Here is a 1,810-nt window from a genome sequence, read left to right as displayed (position 1 = left end):
CTACACCCTCACCGCCACCACCCCCACCCACCCCACCACCCCCACCCTCACCATCAACAACCTCACCCTCCACCCCATCGACACAGCAAAACTCGCCGCGTCTGCCCCCCGAGATGCAGCGGCGGCGAATTCGATGCGTCCCCTGCACCTCGTGCAATGGGAGCCGCTGGCCGCCGGTGGGCCACGAGGTGAGCTCGGGGTCGCGTGTGTCGTGGGGACGGACCGGTTCGGGCTGGCACCGGCGCTGGGTGGCGTACCCGTGTACGCCGACTTCGACGCGCTGCGGTCCGCGCTGGACGAAGGGGCCGAGGTGCCGGGTCGGGTGCTCGTCGCGTGCGAGGGTGCTCCGGAGGCCGACGAGGCCTCGCCGGTCGAGGTGCCGCAGGCCACGCACCGCGTGGTGCGTGAGGTGATGGAGTGGGCTCAACTCTGGTTGGCTGATGAGCGGTTCGTCGCGTCCGAGCTGGTGGTGGTCACCCGGGGGGCGGTGCCGGTGCGGACAGGGCCCGAGGTGCGGGACCTTCCGGCGTCGGCGGTCTGGGGACTGGTGCGGTCGGCCCGCAGTGAGAACCCGGACCGTTTCGCACTGCTCGATGTCGACGGCGCGCACACGGACGGACCGTCATCCGCAGAGGCGGTCGTGGCCGCAGTGGTCTCCGGGGTCCCCGAAGCTGCCGTCCGGGACGGCGCCGCCTATGTGCCCCGCCTCGTACGAGCTGATGACGCACGCGGGATCCTCACCCCGCCGCACGGCGATGACTCCTGGCGGCTGGATGTGACGCGGCGCGGCACGCTCGACAACCTCGCCCTGGTGCCGCATCCCGCGGTGGACGAGCCCTTGGCACCCGGTCAGGTCCGGGTGGAGATGCGAGCGGGCGGGCTGAACTTCCGTGACGTGATGATCGGGCTCGGGATGTATCCGGGGGACGACGCGCAGATCGGCGGCGAGGGTGCCGGGGTGGTCGTCGAGACGGGGCCGGATGTCAACGGGCTCGCCCCCGGCGACCGGGTGTTCGGCATGTTCCCCGCAGGCGGGCTCGGCCCGGTCGGGGTGACCGATCACCGGCTGGTGGCGCGGGTTCCCGAGGCCATGTCGTTCCAGCAGGCCGCGGTGGTCCCGGTGGTGTATCTGACGGCGTATTACGGTCTGGTGGATCTGGCCGGTGTGCGCCCGGGTGAGTCCGTGCTCATCCACGCCGCTGCCGGCGGTGTCGGCATGGCGGCCGTACAGCTCGCCCGCCACCTCGGGGCCGAGGTCTACGGCACCGCCTCACCCGGCAAACACGACACCCTGCGCGCCCTCGGCATCGACGACGCCCACCTCGCCAACTCCCGCACCCTCGAATTCGAACAGCACTTCCTCGACTCCACCCACGGCCGAGGCATGGACGTCGTACTCGACGCCCTCGCCAAGGACTTCGTCGACGCATCACTGCGCCTCCTACCGCGCGGCGGACGGTTCCTGGAGATAGGCAAGACCGACGTCCGTGATCCCGGGCAGGTGGCGGTCGAGCACGTGGGCGTACGGTACGCGGCCTACGACGTGCAAGACGCGGGGCCCGAGCGGATCCAGGAAATGCTCGGTGAGCTGGTCGCCCTGTTCGAGGCGGGCGTACTGACGCCGCCGCCGATCACCGCGTGGGACATCGGCAACGCCCCCGAGGCGCTGCGCTTCCTCAGCCAGGCGCAGCACGTGGGCAAAACCCTGCTGACGCTGCCGAGGCGGCTCGATCCGGACGGCACCGTCCTGATCACCGGCGCCACCGGCCAACTCGCCCAACTCCTCGCCCACCACCTCGTCACCCACCAC

The 1,810-nt window shown here is 71.2% G+C and carries 1 protein-coding gene; it reads left to right on the top strand.

The window, feature by feature from the left end; translation table 11 throughout:
* Positions 1-1,810, top strand: a 1,810-nt coding sequence (locus tag ACZ601_RS39065; protein ID WP_469547006.1) for a zinc-binding dehydrogenase, incomplete at both ends; no start/stop codon positions are given.

It is taken from the genome of Streptomyces sp. NPDC104307, from assembly GCF_055584045.1.
The sequence above is the reverse complement of the archived record's forward strand: the minus strand, read 5'-3'. Positions and strand labels throughout refer to the sequence as shown.